Origin of the sequence: Amycolatopsis sp. lyj-346, from assembly GCF_046548975.1 — a bacterium.
Classification (GTDB): domain Bacteria; phylum Actinomycetota; class Actinomycetes; order Mycobacteriales; family Pseudonocardiaceae; genus Amycolatopsis.
Genome location: NZ_JAJPWT010000011.1, coordinates 247814 through 269304, shown reverse-complemented (window position 1 = coordinate 269304; position 21491 = coordinate 247814). Strand labels below are relative to the sequence as shown.

12 protein-coding genes are annotated in these 21491 nt (G+C 73.8%); 9 read left to right on the top strand and 3 right to left on the bottom strand.

Annotated features, from left to right (window positions below; all coding sequences use genetic code 11):
- The first annotated feature begins 8 nt into the window (after window positions 1-8).
- From ACLJQE_RS29570 to ACLJQE_RS29560, 3 genes are all read left to right on the top strand, one after another.
- Entirely contained in the window at window positions 9-1724 is a 1716-nt protein-coding gene (locus ACLJQE_RS29570) for a sulfatase (protein WP_410642737.1), read from the top strand.
- A gap of 216 nt (window positions 1725-1940) precedes the next feature.
- Window positions 1941-2270, top strand: a complete 330-nt coding sequence (locus ACLJQE_RS29565) for a hypothetical protein (RefSeq protein WP_410642834.1) — start codon at window positions 1941-1943, stop codon at window positions 2268-2270.
- A 404-nt stretch (window positions 2271-2674) separates the two neighbouring features.
- Window positions 2675-3799, top strand: coding sequence for a S1 family peptidase (locus ACLJQE_RS29560; RefSeq protein ID WP_410642735.1), 1125 nt, complete (start codon window positions 2675-2677; stop codon window positions 3797-3799).
- 14 nt (window positions 3800-3813) lie between these two features.
- On the opposite strand, the gene ACLJQE_RS29555 is transcribed toward ACLJQE_RS29560, so the two are convergent.
- The gene (locus tag ACLJQE_RS29555; protein WP_410642734.1) at window positions 3814-4407 is read right to left on the bottom strand and encodes a TetR/AcrR family transcriptional regulator; all 594 of its coding nucleotides are present in this window, start codon (window positions 4405-4407) and stop codon (window positions 3814-3816) included.
- Window positions 4408-4411: 4 nt separating this feature from the next.
- Window positions 4412-5281, bottom strand: coding sequence for an alpha/beta fold hydrolase (locus ACLJQE_RS29550; RefSeq protein WP_410642733.1), 870 nt, complete (start codon window positions 5279-5281; stop codon window positions 4412-4414).
- A gap of 339 nt (window positions 5282-5620) precedes the next feature.
- Here ACLJQE_RS29550 and ACLJQE_RS29545 point away from each other — a divergent pair, with 339 nt between their 5' ends.
- A complete protein-coding gene (locus ACLJQE_RS29545) occupies window positions 5621-6139 on the top strand; it encodes a VOC family protein (RefSeq protein ID WP_410642732.1) in 519 nt (172 codons plus the stop codon).
- Here the strand turns inward: ACLJQE_RS29545 and ACLJQE_RS29540 are convergent.
- Complete coding sequence (locus ACLJQE_RS29540) at window positions 6136-6561, bottom strand: DoxX family protein (RefSeq protein WP_410642731.1); 426 nt, start codon at window positions 6559-6561, stop codon at window positions 6136-6138. The genes ACLJQE_RS29545 and ACLJQE_RS29540 overlap by 4 nt on opposite strands.
- A 487-nt stretch (window positions 6562-7048) precedes the next feature.
- On the opposite strand from ACLJQE_RS29540, the gene ACLJQE_RS29535 reads away from it, so the two are divergent.
- From ACLJQE_RS29535 to ACLJQE_RS29515, 5 genes are all read left to right on the top strand, one after another.
- Window positions 7049-8314 (top strand): PucR family transcriptional regulator, encoded by a 1266-nt coding sequence (locus tag ACLJQE_RS29535; RefSeq protein WP_410642730.1) that lies wholly within the window; start codon window positions 7049-7051, stop codon window positions 8312-8314.
- 85 nt (window positions 8315-8399) lie between these two features.
- A complete protein-coding gene (locus ACLJQE_RS29530; protein WP_410642729.1) occupies window positions 8400-8648 on the top strand; it encodes a hypothetical protein in 249 nt (82 codons plus the stop codon).
- Window positions 8649-9131: 483 nt separating this feature from the next.
- On the top strand, window positions 9132-12590 hold the full coding sequence (locus ACLJQE_RS29525) for an AMP-binding protein (RefSeq protein WP_410642728.1): 3459 nt from the start codon (window positions 9132-9134) through the stop codon (window positions 12588-12590).
- A gap of 57 nt (window positions 12591-12647) precedes the next feature.
- Window positions 12648-16181 carry an amino acid adenylation domain-containing protein gene (locus ACLJQE_RS29520; protein ID WP_410642727.1) on the top strand — a complete coding sequence of 1178 codons (3534 nt, stop codon included), beginning with the start codon at window positions 12648-12650 and terminating at the stop codon, window positions 16179-16181.
- Window positions 16178-21481, top strand: a complete 5304-nt coding sequence (locus ACLJQE_RS29515) for an SDR family NAD(P)-dependent oxidoreductase (RefSeq protein ID WP_410642725.1) — start codon at window positions 16178-16180, stop codon at window positions 21479-21481. Before ACLJQE_RS29520 ends, ACLJQE_RS29515 begins: the two co-directional genes overlap by 4 nt.
- The last annotated feature ends 10 nt before the right edge of the window (window positions 21482-21491 follow it).

Sequence of the window (21491 nt, the reverse complement as noted above, 5' to 3'; positions counted from 1 at the left end):
GGCTCGCCATGGTCGGAAACATCGGTCTGCCGCCGGCGCGGCGCGCCCGCCGCCGCACCCCGGTCCCGGGGGTGGCCCTGCCCGACTTCGGGCTGCCCCGGCCGGGACGGCGGCGCCACGTCGTCGCGAGCCGGGTCCTCACCGCGCTGGCCGCGCTGCTCGTGCTGTTCGGGCTCCTCTCCCCGGACGACCTCGGTTCGTTCTCCGCCGCGGGGCTGGTGCGCGTGCCGGTCGAGGGGCTCGTCATCGGCGCGTTCCTGCTGGTCCTGCCGCCGCGGGCCCGCCGCGTCGCCGCCGTGCTCGTGGGGCTGGGCCTCGGGCTGCTCACCCTGATGAAGGTCCTCGACACCGGGTTCTACGCCACGCTGGAGAAGCCGTTCGACCCGATCTACGACTGGAGCTTCTTCCACGCCGGCGTCGAGTTCCTGGCCGGCCAGATCGGCAACGCGGCCACGATCGCCGTGCTGGCCGGCGCCGGCCTGCTCGCGATCGCCGTCGTGGTGCTCATGGTGCTGGCGATGCTGCGGCTGAGCCGGGTCGCCGCCGGACGGCGGACGGGCGCGACGCGGGTGGTGGCCGTGCTCGCGGTGGTCTGGATCGTCGCCTCGGTGTTCGGCGTCGAGATCGCGCCGGGGCAGCCGGTCGCCGCGCAGAGCGCCGCCGCGCTGGCCTACGGCGACCTGCGCCAGGTGAGTGCCGACCTGCGCGACCAGCGGCCGTTCGAGGAGGTGGCCGCCGAGGACGCGTTCCGGGCCACCCCGGGCGACCGGCTGCTGAACGGGCTGCGCGGCAAGAACGTCGTGCTGACCTTCGTGGAGAGCTACGGGCGGATCGCGCTCGACGACCCGGCCATCGCGGCGAAGATCGGCCCGACGCTCGACGCGGGCACGGCCGAGCTGCGCGCGGCCGGCATCGGCGCGAAGAGCGCGTTCCTGTCCTCCTCGACGTTCGGCGGCGGCAGCTGGCTGGCGCACTCGACCGTGCAGTCGGGGATGTGGATCGACAACCAGCAGCGGTACAACGACCTGCTCGCCGGCGACCGGCTGACCCTCGGCGGGGCGTTCCAGCGGGCGGGCTGGCGGACGGTCTGGGACGTGCCCGCGCACACCAAGGACTGGCCGGAGGGGCAGAAGTTCTACCACCCGGACGCCTACTACGACGCCCGTTCCGTCGGGTACCACGGGCCGGGCTTCGCCTACGCCACCATGCCCGACCAGTTTTCGCTCTCGATGCTGCAGCGCACGGAGCTGGCGAAGGCGTCGCCGCAGCGGCCGGTGATGGCCGAGGTCGACCTCGTCTCCAGCCACGCACCGTGGTCGCCGCGGCCGTGGCTGGTCGACTGGAACCAGGTCGGCGACGGCTCGGTCTTCAACCCGCAGCCCGCGGCGGGCGAAGCGCCGGAATCGGTCTGGAAGGACCCGGCGAAGATCCGCGACGCCTACCGCGACGCGACCGACTACTCGCTGAAGACGGTGATCTCGTTCGTCCGGCACTACGGCGGCGACGACCTGGTGCTGGTGTTCCTCGGTGACCACCAGCCGCCGGTGGTCACCCCGCAGGGCGCGGTCCACGACGTGCCGATCACCATCGTGGCCAGGGACCCGAAGGTCCTCGACCGCATCGCCGGCTGGGGCTGGCAGGACGGGTTGCACCCCGGCGCGCAGGCGCCGGTCTGGAAAATGGACTCCTTCCGCGACCGGTTCCTCACCGCCTTCGCCCGCTGACCGTCCTCTTCGGACACCGGTGGCCGTCCGGTCCACGGCGCGCGACGGCCGCGACGGCGGGAATGCGCCATCCGTCCCGTCCAGGGGCTCGGACTAGCCCGGATGGAGCAGCGGGGTGACTTTCCGCTGCGCCGATTCACTGGCCCGATGAATTGCCGGTAATTCTCGTGCGCTTCTACGCTCGTGATGTCGGGTTCTCGGTGTTAGGGAGTGTTCATGCGAAGGAAATGCTCGGTTTTTGCGATCGCTGTGTTTTCCCTGCTCGGTCTGTCGGCCGTGCCGGCGGCCGCGGGGACCGGCGATTTCGCGCCACCCGGTTGCTTCGCCGAGCGCTACGGGATTCTGTTCGGACAAGGCGTCTCCGTCAGCTGCTTTCCCGGTGAGAGCTACGGATACCGCGTGATCGCGCACTGCGCGAACGGCAGCGCGTTCTGGCTGGTGGCCGGCCTTCCGGTGCCTTACGGATTCGGCCCGGCGGTCGCGGAGTGCGCCGGTGTGCTGTTCGTGCCCGCCCAGGTGGTCGCCTACCGGGTCCACGAAATCTGATTCGCGCACGGAACCGCCCGGCTGCCGGCCTTTCGGTGGCCGGGCGGCGTCGTGCCGGTGTTCCGGCGCAGTTCGGGCCCGGCGGGGGACGGCCGGGCACGTCCGGTGCCCGGCAGACTCGGGTTCGGGCTCCTCGGCCGCGGCGCCGTGTTCTACTTGGTTCAGACCTTTCTGCAACGCCGCGACGAAGGGGTGGTGGCACGGCGCGGGCGGGCCGGTGGCCTGGTCCGCATTTCGGTCGTGCGCGGGAAACCCTTGCCCCCGAAGGAGTTCCCGGTGTCCACAGTGCACAAGCAGCCGGTGGTTTCGGGACAGAAGACCGGACAAATCTGGACCTGGCGAGGGCTCGGCCCGCACACTCTGCGGACGGTGTGTTTCTTTCCCCCGGCCTTGGAGGAGTTCCCATGCGTCGAAGAATCGCCCTGACCCTCGGCAGCGCCACCGCCGTCCTCGCCGCGTCCCTGACCGCCCTCACCCCCGCGGCCGCCCAGGCGTCACCCGGGCTGCTCGCCGCCATGCAGCGGGACCTCGGGCTCACCGCCACCCAGGCGTCGGCCCGGCTCACCCGGGAAATGTCCGCCGCCCGGGTGCTGCCCGTCGCGCAGCAGGCGGCCGGCCCCGCGTTCGGCGGCGCGTGGTTCGATCCCGCGCGGGGCAAGCTGGTCGTCGGCGTGACCGACCCGGCCGCGGCCGCCGCCGTCCGGCGGGCGGGAGCCGAACCCGTCGCGGCCCGGACCAGTGCCGCGGCGCTCGACGCCGCGAAGGCCGCCATCGACGCGTCGGCCAAGGCAGATCCGGCCCCGGCCGCCGTCACCGGCTGGCGCGCCGACCCGCGGGCCGGCAGCGTCGTGGTCACCGTGCGGCCGGGCGCCCGCGGCGCGGACGTGGACGCCTTCCTGGCCCGGGCGGCCAAGGCCGGGCCGGTTACGGTGGCGACCGCGCCGGCGGCGGAGCCCTTCGCGGCCGGCACCGTCGGCGGCGACCCGTACTACATCAACGGCAACACCCGCTGCTCGATCGGTTTCTCCGTGCAGGGCGGGTTCGTCAGCGCCGGGCACTGCGGTGGCACGGGCAGCTCGGTCGTCGGCTGGGACGGCTCGTGGATGGGTACCTTCGCCGGCTCTTCCTTCCCCGGCAACGACTATTCGTTCATCCGCATCGGCGGCGGCTGGTGGACCGCGCCGGTCGTGCTCGGCTGGGGCACGGTGAGCGACGCGCTCGTCCGCGGATCCTGGGTCGCGCCGGTCGGCACGTCGGTGTGCCGCTCGGGCTCGACCACGCACTGGCACTGCGGCACGGTGCTGGGCCAGAACGAGACCGTCAACTACGCACAGGGCGCGGTCCACCAGATGACCCGCACCAGCGTCTGCGCCGAGCCCGGCGACTCCGGTGGTTCGTTCATCACCGGTGACCAGGCCCAGGGTGTCACCTCCGGCGGCTGGGGCAACTGCCGCTCCGGCGGCGAGACGTGGTTCCAGCCGGTCAACGAGATCCTGCAGACCTACGGCCTGTCGCTCGTGACGGCGTAGCCGGTGCGGTCGCGCTAGGCGGTCCGCAGGAGGCTGCCGAGCCAGCCGCCGAGAACCTGCTGGACTTCGGCGCGGGTCCGCGCCGGGTCGTCGGCCGCGGCGATCATCCGCGCCGCCTCCATCACCGCGCTGAGCACCAGCTGCGCCAGGGCGCGGACGGGCAGTTCGACGATCAGCCCGTCCGCGCGGGCCTGCTCCAGCACGGCGATGATCAGGCCGAGGCCGTACTCCGCCTCGATCTCACGCCAGACGTCCCAGCCGAGCACGGCGGGGGCGTCGGTGAGCGAAATGCGCCGGACCTCTTCGCGCAGACAGGCGTCGAGGAAGACGCCGAGGCCCTGCAGCATGCCGGTGAGCGGGTCCGGGCCGACGGCGAACGCGGCCCGGACCTCTTCGGTGAGCTCGCGTTCCAGTTCCTCGACGACGGCGCGGAACAAGCCCTGCTTGTCGCCGTAGTGGTGGTACAGCGCGCCGCGGGTCACCCCGGCGGCGCGGGTGATCTCGTCGGCGGGCACCGACTGGTAGCCGCGGGTGGCGAACAGTTCGCGCGCGGCGGCGACCAGGGCGGCCTTCGTGCCGGCGGAACGGTCCTGCTGGGTACGTCGCACCCGCCTAATCTGCCATGACACCCGCGAACTCGACGACGTGGCGGGCCAGCACCGCGGGCTGGTCCTCGGACAGGAAGGTGTAGGCGTCCGGCACCTCCACGAGCTTCGCGTCCGGCAACAGCGCGGCGAGCCGGTGGGCCAGCCGGATCGGGAACAGCCGGTCCTCCGTCGCCCACGCGAGCAGCACCGGCCGGTCGAAGGTCCGCAGTGCCCCGGCGGCGGCGAGCGTGTGCCGCGGATGTACCTCCCGCAGGAGTTTCCGCAGGTCCCGGCGTACTCCGGCGGACTTCCGCAGCGGCGCGAGGTAGGCCTGCGCGACGGCGTCCGGCAGTGGTCGCTTGACCACCCAGCCGAACAGGACCGGCAGTGGGTACAGGGCCCGGATCCGCAGCAGCTGCCCGAGCACGGCCATCGACCCGGGGATCCGGGCGAGCGGCGGCAGGGCCTTGAAGATCGGGGGGAAGAAGTACTCGAAGCAGTCGGACGGCGTGAGCACGACCCGGCCGACCCGCTCGGGACGCCGGCTGAGCAGGATCTGCGTCAGCGCACCTCCGGTGTCGTTCGCGACGAGGGTGACGTCCCGCAGGTCGAGCGCTTCGAGGAAGTCCGCGATGAGATCGGCGTTGCCGGTGGGGGAGAGGTCGGCGTCCGGGTGCATCGGGACGTCGTGCGAGCCGAGCGGCAGGTCCGGCGCCAGGCACCGGAATCCGGCCGCGGCGACGTCCGGCACGACCTTCCGCCACAGCTCGGCGTTCGTCAGCACCCCGTGCACGAACACCACCGGGGCTCCGGCGCCCCGCTCGCAGTACCGGACTTCGCCGGCGGGCAGCCGGACGCGGTGCTCCCGGCCCAGTGATTCGCTGCGCTTCGTCATACGAGGAGGTTACATACATGGTGTATGTATGTAAATGAGCGCACGGAGGCCGGGTCGGCGCGATCGGCGGGATGATGCGGTGGTGCCCCGGGACTTGGCTTCGGGGAAAGGTCGGCTCCGGGGGCACCACCGCCCGCGGGACAGCTGACACGGTGTCCTGCGGTGAACCCACCCTACGAACCGCCGGCGCCCCTGACCAGGGCCTCGATGCGGTGTCGAAGGTTTGTCGCCCGGTCGGTCACCGGACGTACCGAGAGTGGGTCTGCTTGACCGGTCCGGAAGGCGCGCCTACGATTCAGTTGAAACTTCAACCGATCTGCGCGCAGCACGGAGTCCCCGATGTCGATCTTCCGCCTGAACCACGCCGTGCTCTACGTCCGGAACCTCGCCGAAAGCGTGGCGTTCTACCGGGACGTGCTCGGCTTCGGGTACATCGACGGCGGCGACGCGCACCGCGGTGCGGCGTTCCTGCGGGCGCCCGGGTCGGCCAACGACCACGATCTCGGCCTCTTCGAGATCGGCGCGGACGCCGCGGACTCCGGGGCCGGGCGGACCTCGGCCGGGCTGTACCACCTCGCCTGGGAGGTCGACACCCTCGGCGACCTCGAGCGGCTCGCCGCCCGGCTCACCGAAGCGGGCGCGCTGGTCGGCTCGTCCGACCACGGAACCACGAAATCCTTGTACGCCAAGGATCCCAGCGGGCTGGAGTTCGAGGTCGTCTGGATCATCCCCCGCGACCTGCTGGCCGACGAGGACCGCGCGAAGGCCGCGTCGACCGGACGGCTCGACCTCGCGGCGGAGCTGGCGAAGTACGGTCCCGACGCGCGCAGCGGCGTCGGGATCTCGCGCTCCGCCTAGATTGCGGCGCCGGCCCGGGTCGGCTCGGACGACCGCTGCCGGACCGCCAGGTTGCCCAGCGCGAAGCGGCCCGCGCCGACGAACGCGATGAGGAGCAGCGACCAGCAGAACAGGGCGGAGAGCTCGCCGCCGTTCTGGATCGGGAACAGCCCGGTCGGCAGGTGGACGACGAAGTACGCGTAAGCCATCGAGCCGGAGCCGAGCACGGCGGCGACCCGGGCGCCGAGGCCGACGCAGACCAGCACGCCGCACACGAGCTGGATGACCGCGGCCCACCAGCCGGGCCAGGCGCCGACGGCGGCGGTGGACTTCGCGCCGAACAAGCCGAAGAGCGTCTTGAGGCCGTGGCAGGCGAAGAGGAAGCCGATGACGATGCGGTAGAGCCCGATGAAGTGTTCGCGGGCCGGGTCCAGGCGGTGCATGGTGCCTCCGGTGAGCGGGGAGAGGACGGCAGCGAACCGGCCGGTGGTGCGGCCGGCCGCGTGCGAATTCCGGTCAAACAGATATACCGGTCATGGACAGTGGCCACAAGCGCCAAATGTCGTGTAAGCGAATTTCCCAAACCCCGGGAGCCGGCGACGGCGCCGATCCAGCATCGTTGCAGGACAAGGAGAAGCCGCCGTACGGGTGATCTTTCCCTTGTGGTCGGCCATGGTCCAGACCTTTACGGGGAAAGCGGTCCGCTCTTTCGCGAAATTTTCGAGTCTTTCGATGTTCTGCTTAACGACGACTTAACAAAATGGTGGATCCGAATGTCGTATTCCCCGCGTCCGAATGCTGGGTTGAGCCGGGTTGCCGGGCACTGCGCGCCGTGCGGCCGCCGGGCCGCGCCGGCCGGGCGGGCGCGACGTTCGACATGATCGACGAGTTCCTCGGCCGGCTTGAGGCGCGACCCCCTAAGGTGGCTCCATGGTGGACGAAGAAGTCGTCTCGGAGCGCATCCAGCAGATCGCCGCCACCCTCGAGGGCCGGGCGAGCGAGCTCACCGGCGAGCTGGTCCAGCTGTACGCCGCCGATCTGCCGCAGCTGGTCAACGACGACGAGCGCATGGTGAGCCTGCTGTCGGCGAGCGTGTACCAGAACATCGAAACCGCGCTGCAGATCTTCCGGCACGGCATCGACCCGGCCGGCGTCGAGCCGCCGGCCGCGGCGATCGAGTACGCGCGCCGGCTGGCGCAGCGCGGCACGCCGGTGTTCGACCTGATCCGCGCCTACGACCTCGGGCAGGCCGCGATGCTCGACTTCGGGTTCCAGGAGTGCACCCGGCTGGTCGACGACGCAGCCCTGCTCGGGGCCATGATGCGACGGCTGCTCCGGGTCGCCTACGAGTTCATCACCCGCGTCGTCCGCCAGCTCGTCGGCGTCTACCAGGACGAACGCGACCGCTGGCTGCTCAACCGCAGTGCCGCGCGGGCGGCGAAGGTGGCGGACCTGCTCGACGGGAACGGCGGCCCGCCCGACGTCGACGCGGCGGAGGCGGTGATCGGCTACCGGCTGCGCGGCACGCACGTGGGCATGATCGTCTGGCACGCGTCGGCGGCCTTCGTCGACGATGCGCTGTCGTCGCTGGAGTCGGTCGCGGGCGCGGTGTTCGAGCGCGTCCGCGGGCAGGGCCGTCCGCTGTTCGTGCCCCGCGACGAGGCCAGCGCCTGGGTGTGGCTCCCGCTCGCGCCGGGCGCGACGGTCGGCCGGGAGCACCTCGACGCGGCGCTCGCCGGAGCCGAAGCCGGCGTGCGCGTGACCGTCGGCGACCCCGGCACCGGGGTGGCCGGCTTCCGCGACACCCACCAGCAGGCCCGGCGGGTGCACGCGCTGGCGCTGGCCGCCGGCGAGCACTGCGACCACGTGCTGACCTTCCGCGAGGTCGGCACGGTGGCGCTGATGACGAGCGACCTGAACGCGGCCCGCCTGTGGGTCGCGAGCACGCTCGGCCCGCTGGCCGCCGACGACGAGAACGGCAGCCGCCTGCGCGAGACACTGCGGGTCTTCCTGGCCACCGGCGGCAGCTACACCGCGGCGGCCGCCGAGCTGACGATGCACAAGAACTCGGTGCAGTACCGGGTCCGCAAGGCGCAGGAACTGCTGCCGCGCGGGCTCGGCGAGGGACGCCTGGACGTCGAGCTGGCGCTCGCCCTGTGCCGCCGGCTGGGCTCGGCGGTGCTCACCCCGGCGTGACTTTGGTGTCCCGGACCACCGGGTTCCAAGATCGTTGGGCCGATGGCACGAAGCCGTTGGGCCGATCTTCACTTACCTTGCTCCCATGGGTGAGAACGGTGGGATGCTCGCACTGGTGCGGCTACGCCGAGGCGTCGTCGGCGAGAGCAGACGCGTCTGCCACCTGATCCCCGTGCCCACCGGCCCCGTGCCGGAGCGCCTGACGGCGTTGTGCGGTGAGTCGATCTTCCCGGGCGAAGCCGAGGTGCTGGACGGGCTGCGCGGCATGCCGTGCCACGGGTGCCTCATGCGCAGCGCGCCATCGGGCCGGGGCTTCCTGGCCAACGCGGGCTGAGCTCGCCACAGCTGATCTCCCTGCAGGCCGGGCTCACTTCAGGCCGGGCTCACGGCAAGCTGCGCTCACTACAGGACGGCGCCCGGTCGCGCCTCGGCCGGCTGCCGCGCGCCACCGGCTGAATCGATCTCGTGAAAACGCCACCCGTATCGTCGTGAAACAAAGCGATCGAATCGGTTGTCGGTGAATATCCGACCGATGCCGCGTCCGAATTCAGGTTTCGTGATTACCGGCAGTAGTCGGGCGAATGTCCACAGTGGCCAATGACCGCGTCTGGCCTGTGGATGACGTGGGAAAATGGAGCAACCGGTCCAGGATCGATAGGGCATTCGGCTGAACTCTGCGGATTGCGTACCCCCAGACCGTGTCGTGACGCTTAACCTTGCGTGATTCTTCGTCAAACGCACTGGGGAGTGAGATGAAGTCCACGTCACCACCTTGGTTTTCGCGCGCCTATTCGCCGTCGGGAGTCGACGGCCGGCGATGACGCAAGGCGGAATTCTCGGACGTTTCGCGGAAATCGCCCGGCGGACGCCCGATCGGATCGCGGTCCTCGGCGACGGCGAGGCGGTCAGCTACGGCAGGCTGGCCGCGCTGGCCGGCGGGCACGCCGCCCGGCTGCTCGACGCCGGGGTGCGGCCGGGCGAGTTCGTCGGCCTGGTCACCGGGCACGGCACGTCCGCCGTCGCGGCGATCCTCGGCACGCTGGCCGCGGGGTGTGCCTACGTCCCCCTGGACCCGACGTTCCCGCGGGACCGGCTGGCCCACCAGGTCGCGGCCGCCCGGGTGTCGGCCGTGCTGGCCGACCCCGAGCACCTCGAGCCGGCGGAAGCCCTGTGCCGCGCCGGATCCGCTCGTGTCGTGCGGTCGGGAAAGGACGGAAAGGACGGCGAGGGTGACACCGCGCCGCTGCCGGTGCCCGGCCCGCACCCGGACTCGCCGGCCTACGTGCTGTTCACCTCCGGTTCCACCGGGACGCCGAAGGCGGTCGCGCAGACCCACCGCAACCTGCTGCACGTGGTGGACAACCAGATCACGGCGCTCGGCATCACCGGCGCCGACCGGGTCAGCCTGCTGGCCTCCTTCGGGTTCGACGCGGCGATCCCCGACCTCTACCCGGCGCTGCTGACCGGCGCCGCCGTGGTGCCGGTCGACGTCCGCGCCCACGGCGTGGCCCACGCGGCCCGCGCACTCGCGCGGCACGAGGTGACCGTCTACCACTCGACGCCCACGGTCTACCGCTACCTGCTCGACGCCCTCGAGGGCGGCCTGCCCTCGGTGCGGATCGTCCTGCTGGGTGGCGAGCAGGCCACCTACGCCGACGTCCGCCGCGGCCGGTTCGCGCCCGGTTGCGTGTTCGTCAACGGCTACGGCGCGACCGAAGTGACCTTCGCCGCCCAGTACCGGCTGACCGCCGCGGACGTCGACGCGGACGCCACCGGTCCGCTGCCGATCGGGACGGCGCTGCCGGGGTACGCGCTCACCGTGCTCGACGGCGGTGAGCTCGAGGTCAGCGGCGAGTACCTGGTCGACGGCTACTTCGGCGGGCCGAGCCCGGCCTTCGGCACCACCGCCGGCGGCGTCCGCAGCTACCGCACCGGCGATCTCGGGCGGGTCCTCCCGGACGGGAATCTCGTCTGCCTCGGCCGGCTCGACCGGCAGGTCAAGGTGCGCGGGTTCCGGATCGAGCTGACCGAGATCGAGGCCCGGCTCGGCGAACGGCCCGAAGTGGCCGAAGCGCGCGCCATCGTCCGCGACGGGGAGCTGCTCGCCTACGTCGTCCCGGCGGCGGGGGTCCGGGCGGACGGGACGGCGCTGCGGGCCGCGCTGGCCGGGGTGCTGCCCGGGCACGCGGTGCCCGCGGCCGTGACCGTGGTCCCGGCGTTCCCGCTCACCGTCAGCGGCAAGCTCGACGAAGAAGCGCTTCCGGATCCGCGCCCGCCCGCACCCGTCGAGGCCGGGCCGATGACTCCGGCGGAGCGCCGGGTGCACGCGATCTGGTGTGCGGTGCTCGGGCACGACCGGATCGGCACCACGGACGCGTTCTTCGACGTCGGTGGCCATTCCCTGCTGCTGGGCCGGGTCCAGCAGCGGCTGGCCGCCGAGTTCGGCGCCGAGCTCCCGCTGCTGAGCCTGCTGGAGCACCCGACGGTCGCAGCGCAGGCGGCGTACCTGGCCGAGTCCACTTCGGACGACTTGCGTGCGGTGGGCGAGGAGCCGGGAGCGGATGAACCCGGCAGCGACCTGATCGCCGTCGTCGGGCTCGCCTGCCGGTTCCCCGGCGCGCCGGACGCCGACGCGTTCTGGTGGAACCTCTGCGCGGGGGCCGACGCGATCCACGACTACACCGACGACGAGCTGGCCGCCCTCGGCATCGGCCCGGGCCTGCGCGCGGACCCCGGGCACGTGCGTGCCGGGGGCCGGCTCGACGGTGTCGAGGACTTCGACGCCGGGTTCTTCGGGTTCACCGCGGAGGAGGCCGCGCTGACCGACCCGCAGCACCGGCTCTTCCTGGAGACGGCGTGGCGGGCGCTGGAGGACGCCGGCCGCGACCCGGCGCGGGAACACGGCCCGGTCGGCGTGTTCACCTCCACGGGGGTGAACCGGTACTTCCTGTTCCACCTGTTCGGCAACCCGGCCGTCACCGGTGACGTCGACCCCGACGACTGGGAAGGCCGGCTGCCCGGCCGCCAGCTGACCGACCACCTGCCCGGCCAGGTCGCCTACCGGCTCGGCCTCACCGGACCCGCGATCGCCGTCCAGAGTGCCTGCTCCAGTTCGCTCGCCGCGGTCGGCCTGGCCGCCCAGAGCCTCGCCGAGTACCGCTGCGACCTGGCGATCGCCGGGGGCGTGAGCGTCACGTGGCCGCGCTACCGCGCCGGCGGGATGGCTTCGCCGGACGGCCGCTGCCGGTCGTTCGACGCGGCGGCCGACGGCGCCGGGTTCGGCTCGGGCGCCGGGGTCGTGGTGCTGCGGCGGCTGTCCGACGCGCTCGCCGACGCCGACCACATCCACGCCGTGCTGCCGGGCTGGGCGATGACCAACGACGGCGGCGACCGCGCCGGGTACGCCGTGCCGAGCCCGGCCGGCCAGGCCGCCGCGATCGCCGAGGCGCTGGCCGTGGCCGAGGTCGACCCGGCCGAAGTGCGGCTGATCGAAGCGCACGGCAGCGGCACCCCGCTGGGTGACGCCATCGAGGTGGCCGCGGTCAACCGGGTGTACCGGGACGTCCCGGCCGGCACCTGCGCGCTCGGCTCGGTCAAGACGAACATCGGCCACCTCGACGCGGCCGCGGGGGTGGCCGGGCTGCTCAAGGCCGTGCTTTCCGTGCGCCACGGCGTGATCCCGCCGAACCTGCACTTCACCGCGCCGCACCCGGAGGTCGACCTGGCCGGCGGGCCGTGTTACGTGCCCGTCAAGGCCGCCGACTGGCCGGAGGTCCCGCGGCGGGTGGCCGGGGTGAGTGCCTTCGGCATGGGCGGGACCAACGTCCACGTGCTCGTCGAAGAGGCTCCGGCACCCGGCCCGCGGGTGACGGCCGACGGGCCGCACGTCCTGCCGGTGTCCGCGCGGGACCGGACAGCTCTGCGGGCGACGCTCGCGGCGTTGCGGGACCGGCTCGCCGCCGACCCGCCGGACCTGGCCGACGTCGCCTACACCCTCGCCGTCGGACGCCGGGAGCTCGCCGCACGCGCGGCCGTGGTCGCGACGACCGCGGCCGAGGCCGTCGAAGCCCTCGAGGCGCTGCTGGCGGACGGGACCGACCTGGCCGGCCCGCCCGGTGCCGCCCGGGAACTGGCCGCCCGCTGGGTCGGCGGCGCCGGCGTGGACTGGGCCGCCCGGCACGACGGCGCCCGCCCGGGCCGGGTGCCGCTGCCCGGCCACCCGTTCCAGCGCAGCAGGTTCTGGATCGACCCGCCGGCTCGGGGACACCACCCGTGAGCCGCACGCACAACCGCACGCCCGCCACCGCGGCCGTGCCGAACTGGGGAGCTCACGTTGACCGACACGTTGCCCGGCACGGGCATCGACGGCCCGGCCTTGCCTTGTCCAGCACCGCCTTGTCCAGCACTGTTCTCCCCGGAGCTGTCCACTTCGGACATGACGGTCGCCGGCCTGGTCCTGGCGCAGGCCGAGCGGACGCCGGACGCGCTCGCCGTGCAGCAGGGCGCCACCCGGCTCACCTACGCTGAGCTCACCGCCGCGGCCTGGGGCGTGGCGGCTGCCCTGCGGGAGCGCGGGGTGGGCCCGGAATCCCGGGTCGGGGTGTGCGCGCACCGGACACCCGCACTGGTGACCACCGTCCTCGGCGTCCTGTTCTCCGGCGGCTGTTACGTCCCGCTCGAACCGGGCGGGCCGCGGGCCCGGCGGTCCGGGATCGTCGCCGACGCCGGAGTGTCGCTGGTGATCGGCGACGCCGCGGCCGCCGAGTTCGGGCCCGCGCACGGCATCGGCGTCCCGCCGCCCGCCACGCCCGGGGTCTGCCCGGCCACGCCGGGCAACACCGCGCACGTGCTCTACACCTCCGGCTCGACCGGGCGGCCGAAGGGGGTGCTCACCACCCACCGCAACATCGTCGCGTTCGCCACCGGGTTCGCCGGGCGGCTGGGGGTCGGCCCGGGCACCCGCACACTCGGCATCGCCTCACCCGGGTTCGACGCGTTCACCATGGACGTGTTCGTGCCGCTGATGGCAGGCGGGTCGGTGCAGCTGGTCGGTTCGGCCGACCGGGCCGACCCGGAACGGCTGCGCCGGTTCGTCGTCGAGCACGACGTGAACTGGGGTTTCATCACCCCGACGCTGCTGTCGCTGCTGGACCCCGCGGACGTGCCCGGCTGGCGGACCATCGCGTGCGGTGGCGAGCCGGTGCCCGCCGGGCTGGCCGCCCGCTGGCTGCCCGGCCGCCGGTTCTTCAACGCCTACGGCCCGACCGAGACGACCGTCGTCGTGGTCACCGACGAGGTGACCGGCATCCCGGCCGATCCGCTGCCGCTGGGCACCCCGACGCCGAACCACCGCGCGTACGTCGTCGACGCCGCACTGCGGCCCGTCCCGCCGGGCGAGGTGGGTGAGCTGGTCATCGGCGGCCCCGGCGTGGCCGCGGGCTACCTGAACCGCCCCGAGCTGACCGCCCGGAAGTTCGTCGACGACCCGGTCACGCCGGGGGAGCGGCGCTACCGCACCGGCGACCTGGCCCGGCTCCGCCCCGACGGCAGGCTGGAGTTCGCCGGCCGGGCCGACCGCCAGGTGAAGGTCCGCGGCCAGCGGATCGAGCTCGGCGAGGTCGAGGCGGCGCTCGGCGCGCACCCCGGCGTCGACGCCGTCGCGGTCGAAGCCGTACCGGCCCCCGGCGGCACCCGGCTGGTCGCGTTCCTCACCCCGGCGTCGGCCCCGTCCGACGAGGAGATCCACGCGTACGCGGGGGACCGGCTGACCGAAGCGATGCGCCCGGCCGCGATCCGGCGCCTGGCCGAGCTGCCCGTCGACAGCGGCACCGGCAAGATCGACCGGCCCGCCCTGCGGGCGCTCGCCGAAACCGAGCCCGAGCCCGGCCAGCTCGCCGAGCCCGCCGCGCCCGGGTCGCCGGTGGAAGCGGTGTGGCGGAAGGTGCTCGGGCCGGGTGCCGGGACCGACTTCCTGCGCTCCGGCGGCGATTCGATCTCCGCGATGCGGCTGGTCGCGGCGCTGCGGGCGGAGCTCGCCGCCGACGTGTCCGTGGAAGACGTCCTCGCCGGGCGGACCCTGGCCGAGCTGACCCGGCGGGTGGCCGCGGCCGCCCCGCTCACCGGGGCGGGCCTGACGACCGGGCACGCACCGGTGTTGTCCCCGCCCCAGCGGCGGTTGTGGTTCCTCGACCAGCTCGCGCCGGACGCGGCGCCGTACAACATCGCGATGGCGTTCCGGCTGACCGGCCCCCTCGACGTCGGTGCGCTGCGGAGGGCGTTGCGTGCGGTGGCCGAACGGCACGACGTGCTGCGCTGGCGCATCCGGCCGGTCGGCGGCGTCCCGCGGGCCGAGTGCCTGCCCCCGGACGACGTCGCCCTGCCGGTCATCCCGGTGGCCGCCGAGGCCGTGGGCGACCGGCTGGCCGCCGACGCGGCGGCACCGGTGCGGCTCGACCGCGAACCGCCGTGGCGCGTGCGGCTCTACGAGCTGGGGCCCGGCGAGCACGTCCTCGGGTTCACGCTGCACCACGCGGTGTTCGACGGCTGGTCGCAGGAACTCCTCTGCGCCGACCTGACCGCGGCCTACCGCGGCGAGGCGCTGCCGCCCCTGCCGGTGTCCTTTGCGGACTACGCGGTCTGGCGCGCCGACCGCGACCGGCGCCGCGAAGCCGTCGACCTGGCCTGGTGGACCGGGCACCTGGCGGGCGCGCCGTCCACTGTGGACCTGCCGCGGGACCGGCCGCGCCCGGCCGTGCAGACCTACCGCGGGGCGAGCCACCACCAGGCGTTCCCGGCCGGCGTCGCCGAGGCCGTCGGGGAGCTCGCCCGGCGCACCGGGACCACCCGCGCCGGCGTGGTGCTGGCGGCGTTCGGGCAGCTGCTGCGCCGGCTCACCGGCGGGGACGACCACCTGGTCGCCACCGTCGTCGCGGACCGGCAGCTGCCCGAGACCCAGGACGTGGCCGGGTTCTTCGTGGACATCGTCCCGGTGCGGCTGCGCACCGGGGACGCGGACTTCACCACGCAGGTCCGGGCCGGCGGCGCGGAACTCCTGGCCGCCACCGCGCACCCGGCGGCGCCGATCGACCGGCTCGTGGCCGCGCTCGGCGTGCCGCGCGACCCGTCGCGGGCGCCGCTGGTGCAGGTGATGGTCAACGTCCTGAACTTCACCGAACCCCGGCTCGACCTGCCCGGGCTGCGGGGGACGTGGCTGCCGGTCGGGAAACCCGGCTCGCCGTTCGACCTGACCGTCTACGTCCTCGAGCACGGGGTGGAGCTGCTCTACAACCCGGACCTGTTCGACGCCGGCCGGATGGCCGCGCTGGCCGCGGACTTCACGGCGCTCCTCGCGGCGCTCGCCGCGGAGCCGGACCGGCCGGCCGCGACGTGCGCGCCGGAGCTCCCGCGGGCGGCCGTCCGGACTGCCGCGCCGGGCGCCGCCGGCCGGGCCCCGGTCCGGGTGGAACCGGCCCCCGCCGTGGACACGACGGCCACGGCGGACACCGCCGCCGTGGCCGCCGCCGTGGCCGCCACCGAGGCGCTCATCGCGGCGGTCTGGCGGGAGGTGCTCGGCCTCGACGCCGTGGGCGTGACCGAGAACTTCTTCGACATCGGCGGGCATTCGCTGGCACTGGCCCGCGTCCACGCCGAAGTCACCACCCGGCTCGGCCGCCGCATCCCGATGGTGGACCTGTTCACCCACCCCACCGTCCGCGCCCTCGCGACCCACCTGCACGCCGGGGCCGCCCCCAGCCCGGAGCTCGCCCGCGCCGCCGAGCGGGTCGCCGCCCGCCGGGGGCGCACCCCGTCCAGAAGACCCCGCCGCAGTGCCGGCACGACCGGCCAGGAACAGGAGCGACCGCTGTGACCCACGACCTCGAACCCGACCCCGGCACCGAGCCGATCGCGATCGTCGGGATGGCCGCCCGTGTCCCGGGCGCCGCCGACCTGCGGCAGTTCTGGCGCAACCTCGTCGACGGCGTCGAGTCCATCAAGCCCGCCACGCGGGAAGAACTGCTCGCCCGCGGGGCGGATCCGGCCACTTTGGACGATCCCAGCTGGGTCAACGCCACGACGGTGGTCGACGGCTTCGACGAGTTCGACGCCGACCTGTTCGGCATGACCAGCCGCGAGGCCGAGATCACCGACCCGCAGCACCGCGTGTTCCTCGAGGCCTGCCACTCGGCGCTGACCGACGGCGGCTACGACCCGGCCCGCTACCGCGGGGCGATCGGGGTCTACGGCGGCACCGGGCGGACCGGCTACCTGGTCGAGAACCTGCTGCGCAACGAGCGCGTCATGGCGTCCCAGCACGGCGGCATCGGGATGTCGACCGGCAACCAGCCGAGCTACCTGACGACGTCGGTGTCCTACAAGCTGAACCTGCGCGGGCCGAGCCTCGCGATCCACACGGCGTGCTCGACGTCGCTGGTCGCGGTGCACCTGGCGTGCGAGGCCCTGCGCAACGGCGAATGCGACATGGCCCTGGCCGGTGGCGTGAACCTGGAGATGCCGCACGGCATCGGGTACATGGGTGTCGAGGGCTTCACCTCGCCGGACGGGCACGTGCGCGCGTTCGACGCCGGTGCCAACGGCACGGTGTGGAGCAGCGGCGTCGGCGTCGTCCTGGTCAAGCGGCTCTCCCAAGCCCTGGAGGACGGCGACCACATCCGGGCGGTCGTGCTCGGCAACGCGATCAACAACGACGGCGCCACGAAGGTCGGCTTCTCCGCGCCGAGCGTCGCGGGGCAGACCGAGGCGATCGCGCAGGCGGTCGGCATGGCCGGGGTGAACCCGCGCACCATCTCCTACGTCGAGGCGCACGGCACCGGCACCGCGCTGGGCGACCCGATCGAGATCACCTCTTTGTCCACTGTGTACGGACACGGCGCCGCGGACACCGGCTGGTGCGCCATCGGCTCGGTGAAGTCGAACATCGGCCACCTGTCCCAGGCGGCCGGCGTGGTGGCGCTCATCAAGACCGTGCTGGCGATGGAGCACGGGCTGATCCCGCCGACGATCAACTACGAAGAGCCGAACCCGGGCATCGACTTCCCGCGCAGCCCGTTCTACCCGGCGCGGACGGTGACCAAGTGGGAGGCGGCCGACAGCCCGCGCCGGGCGGGCGTCAGCTCGTTCGGCGTCGGCGGCACCAACGCCCACCTCGTCCTGGAGGAGGCACCGGCGCCGCAGCGGTACCGGCGGCCGCACCCGGCGCACCTGCTGCGGGTGTCCGCGAAGTCGCCGGAGACCCTGGCCACCGCGGTGGAGCGCCTCGCCGACCGGCTGGCCGGGGACGTCGACCTCGACCTCGCCGACGTCGCGCACACCCTCGCGGCCGGGCGCACCGAGTACCCGCACCGCGCGGTCCTCGTCGCCCGAGACCCCGAAGACGCGGTCGACGGCCTGCGCGACCCGCGGCGGCTGCTGACCGCGCGGGCGGACGAGCTCAAGGTGGCGTTCCTGTTCTCCGGGCAGGGTGCGCAGTACGCCGGGATGGGCGCCGAGCTGTACCGCAGCGAGCCCGTCTTCGCCGCGGCCGTCGACGAGTGCTGCGAGCTGGCGGGCCTGCCGGGCCTGAAGGAGCTGATCTTCGACCGCGGCGGGGACGCCCAGCTGCGGGAAACCCGCTACACCCAGCCCGCGCTGTTCGTCGTCGAGTACGCCCTCGCCGTGCTGTGGCGCAGCTGGGGCGTGCGGCCGGGGGCGATGGTCGGGCACTCCGTCGGCGAGTACGTCGCCGCGACCGTCGCCGGGGTGTTCACCCTGGCCGACGCCGTGCGGCTGGTCGTCCGGCGGGGCGAGCTGATGCAGGGCGTGCCGTCCGGTGCGATGCTCGCCGTCCAGCTCGACGAAGAGGCCGTGACGAAGCGGCTGCCCGAAGGCTTGGCCGTCGCGGGCGTCAACGGCCCGGGCACCTGCGTCGTCGCCGGGCCGTCCGGCGCGGTCGCGGACTTCGCGGCGCTGCTCAGGTCGAGTGACGTGCAGTGCCGTGAGCTGGTGACCTCGCACGCCTTCCACTCGCCGATGATGGACCCGATCCTGGCGGAGTTCACCGAGGCCGTCGCCGCGGTACCGCGGTCCGCGCCGTCGCTGCCGTTCCTGTCGAACCTGACCGGCGGCTGGATCACCGACGCCCAGGCCACCGATCCGGGCTACTGGGCCGCGCACCTGCGCCAGGCCGTCCGGTTCGGCGACTGCGTGCGGACGCTGTTCGACGGCGGAGACCGCTGGGCGCTCGTCGAATGCGGTCCGGGCCACCAGCTGGCCGGGCTCGCCCGCGGCCAGGTGCCGAAGGGCCTGCCCGCGCCCCGGCCGAGCCTGCCCGGCCGCACCGACCGCGAAGGCGACGTCGAAACGCTCCACGCCGCGGCCGGTCTCTTGTGGACACACGGAGTACCCGTCGAGCCCACGGCTTCCGGGTACCGCGTGCCCCTCCCGGGCTACCCCTACGCCCGCAAGCGCTACTGGGTCGATCCCGACCCGGCCGGGACGGTCGCCGAACCGGCGCGGCCGAGCGGGCCGCTGCCGCTCGACGAGTGGTTCGCCGTGCCTTCCTGGCGCCAGGCCGGGCCGGACCTGCGGCGTGAGCCGTTCGCCTCCTGCCTCGCGTTCGTCGACGGCGATGTCCTCCCGGGCCTGCTGCGCGCCGCCGGGGTCGCGGTCACCGAAGTCCGGCCGGGCGCCGCGTTCGCGGTTACCTCGGCGGGGTTCACCCTGCGGCCGGGGGTGCGCGAGGACTACGACGAACTCGTCGCCGCCCTGGGTGACCGTCCGGAGCGGGTGGTCCACGCGTGGGCCCTCGACGGCACCGAAACCGGGATGGCCGCCCAGGAGCGCGGGTTCTTCAGCGTCCTCAACCTGGTCCAGGCCTGGGGCGAGCCGATGCGGATCGACGTGCTGAGCATCGGCACCGCCGACGTCACGGGGACCGAGCTGACCCGGCCCGAACACGCGACCCTCGCGGGCATCGCGCGGGTCCTGCCGCTGGAGGTCCCCGGCACGGTCGTGCGGCGGATCGACGTCGAAGCCGTGACCGAGGAGGTCGTCGCCGAGCTGTTCCGGCCGGCCGAAGCCGAGGTCGCCCTGCGGGGAGGCCGGCGCTGGGTCCTGGAGTACACGCAGCTCACCGTCCCCGAGGCGGCGCCGGCGCTGCGGGACGGCGGCCGGTACCTGATCACCGGCGGTACCGGCGGGATCGGGATCACCCTCGCCGAGGACTTCGCCCTGCGCGTCCGGGCGAAGCTGATCCTGCTGACGCGCGGGGGCCTGCCGCCGCGGGAGGAGTGGGATGAGCACGGCGGAACCGACCGGGCGGGCCGGGCGATCCGCGCCATCCGGCGGATGGAGGCCGCCGGGTCGGTGGTGCACGTCCTCGCCGCCGACGTCACCGACCCCGCCCGGCTGCGGGAAGTCCGCGAGCTGGCCGAGCGCGAGTTCGGCGGGCTCGACGGGATCGTGCACGCGGCCGGGCTCCCCGGCGGCGGCGTCGCCGAAGTCAAGCAGCGGGCGGCCGCGCACGCGGTGCTGGCGCCGAAGATCGGCGGCACCCTGGCCCTCGCCGAAGCGTTCGCCGACCTGCCGATGGATTTCGTCGCGCTGTGCTCGTCGGTCACCGCGGTCTCCGGCGACTTCGGGCAGGTCGACTACTGCGCGGCCAACAACTTCCTCGACGCCTACGCCCGCGGCGACCACGGCTGGCAGGCCCGCGTCGTCTCGCACGACTGGGGCGGCTGGGACGAGGTCGGCATGGCCGCCGAGGTGGCCGCGCCGACGACGATCCGGTCCACCCGGACCAAGGCGGACGGCCCGGTCGACCACCCGGTGCTCACCACCCGCACCGGCGAGAGCTGCCACGGCCTCGTCTCGGCGGCCGGGCACTGGCTGCTGGCCGAGCACCGGATCGCCGGCGTGCCGGTCGTCCCGGGCACCGGGCACCTGGAAACCGTGCGGGCCGCGGTCGAGGCGGCCCTGCCGCGCCCCGGCGACGGCCACGTCGTCGAACTGCAGGACGTGGCGTTCCTGGAGCCGTTCTCCGTGCCGGAAGGCGCCGTCGCGGAGTACCGGGTCGGCTTCGACGGCGACGGCTTCACGGTGACCAGCCGCGTGGCCGGGGTGAGCAAGGTGCACGTCCGCGGCTCGGCGGGCTGGATCCCGGCGCCGGTCACGTCCACTGTGGACCTCGACGCGGTGCGGGGCCGGACCGCAGTGCTCGACGACGGCAACGCCTTCGGCACCGGCCGCACCAGCATGGTCACCTTCGGCCCGCGCTGGGCCGCGCTGCGCACCCACCACGTCGGCGAGCACGAGGAACTGGCGTCGCTCGTCGCACCGGACGCGGCGGCGGGCGACCGGGGCTGGGGGCTGCACCCGGCGCTGCTCGACGTCGCGACCGCGTTCGGCCGCGGCCGGGGGAGCGGCACCTACCTGCCGATGAGCTACGGGCGGGTGGTCGTGCACGCCCCGCTCCCGGCGAGCTTCCACAGCCACCTGCGCTACCGCGACGCCGGCGGCGACCAGGTGATCTCCGCCGACCTGACGCTGTGCGACGACACCGGGCGCGTCCTGGTCGAAATCGAGGACTTCGTCCTGCGGCAGGTCGACGAAGGCGCGGTGAGCGGCGGGCTCGCGGCGGCCACGCCGAGGTCCACGGTGTCCGGTCCCTCGGGGGATTCCGCGGGCATCCGGCCGGTCGACGGCGCCGAGGCGTTCCTGCGGGCACTGACTCCCGGCCTCGGCGGCCAGGTGGTGATCAGCACCCGCCCGGTGCGCGACCTGTTCGACCGCCGGGTGACCGCGGAACGCCTCGAAGAGACCGAAGAGGTCACGCAGACGGTGCAGGCGCAGGCGCAGGACGACTACCTCGCCCCGCGCACCGACCTCGAAGCGGAGATCGCCCGGCAGTGGGCCGAAGTGCTCGGCGTCGAGCGCGTCGGCGTGCACGACGACTTCTTCGCCCTCGGCGGCAACTCGCTGGTCGCCATCCAGCTCATCGCCCAGGTCCGCAAGACCACCGGCGCCCGGCTGGCCATGAAGACGCTGTTCGAATCCTCCACGGTGGCGACCCTCGCCGAGCGGATCGAGGAACTCCGTGGCGCGGCACTTTCACGTGAAAGTGCCCCTCCGGCGGAACCGGCCGCGACCACCATCCCCAAGCTCGAGCGCTGAAGCAGGAGAC

Excerpts from the sequence above, each read along its gene's own strand:
- ACLJQE_RS29570 (WP_410642737.1), top strand. The coding sequence starts at position 9 with ATGGTCGGAAACATCGGTCTGCCGCCGGCGCGGCGCGCCCGCCGCCGC.
- ACLJQE_RS29565 (WP_410642834.1), top strand. The coding sequence starts at position 1,941 with ATGCGAAGGAAATGCTCGGTTTTTGCGATCGCTGTGTTTTCCCTGCTC.
- ACLJQE_RS29560 (WP_410642735.1), top strand. The coding sequence starts at position 2,675 with ATGCGTCGAAGAATCGCCCTGACCCTCGGCAGCGCCACCGCCGTCCTC.
- ACLJQE_RS29550 (WP_410642733.1), bottom strand. The coding sequence starts at position 5,281 with ATGACGAAGCGCAGCGAATCACTGGGCCGGGAGCACCGCGTCCGGCTG.
- ACLJQE_RS29545 (WP_410642732.1), top strand. The coding sequence starts at position 5,621 with ATGTCGATCTTCCGCCTGAACCACGCCGTGCTCTACGTCCGGAACCTC.
- ACLJQE_RS29540 (WP_410642731.1), bottom strand. The coding sequence starts at position 6,561 with ATGCACCGCCTGGACCCGGCCCGCGAACACTTCATCGGGCTCTACCGC.
- ACLJQE_RS29535 (WP_410642730.1), top strand. The coding sequence starts at position 7,049 with ATGGTGGACGAAGAAGTCGTCTCGGAGCGCATCCAGCAGATCGCCGCC.
- ACLJQE_RS29530 (WP_410642729.1), top strand. The coding sequence starts at position 8,400 with ATGGGTGAGAACGGTGGGATGCTCGCACTGGTGCGGCTACGCCGAGGC.
- ACLJQE_RS29525 (WP_410642728.1), top strand. The coding sequence starts at position 9,132 with ATGACGCAAGGCGGAATTCTCGGACGTTTCGCGGAAATCGCCCGGCGG.